Below are 207 nucleotides of genomic sequence, written 5' to 3' on the forward strand. Positions count from 1 at the left end.
CCGGCTCTGTAGGTTGAGTTTCTTCAAGCTCGGGAGTTTCAGACTCATTAACCGAAATACCAGCATCTGAATTTATCGGTAATTCATCGCTATCTTCTACATTAAGAGCTTCATCTATTTCAGCGCTTGAATTATTTTGAGGTTCAGCATCAATTGCTAAATCTGTATCAAGCTGAGCAGAATCATTATCGAGTAATAATTCGTCGT

1 protein-coding gene is annotated in these 207 nt (G+C 38.6%); it reads right to left on the reverse strand.

Annotated elements, in window-relative coordinates:
• Nucleotides 1–207 (reverse strand): hypothetical protein (locus tag P20495_RS22160; RefSeq protein ID WP_033016444.1); only part of this gene is annotated, 207 nt, incomplete at both ends.

Origin of the sequence: Pseudoalteromonas sp. BSi20495 (assembly GCF_000241185.1) — a bacterium.
In the GTDB taxonomy this organism is placed as follows: domain Bacteria; phylum Pseudomonadota; class Gammaproteobacteria; order Enterobacterales; family Alteromonadaceae; genus Pseudoalteromonas; species Pseudoalteromonas fuliginea.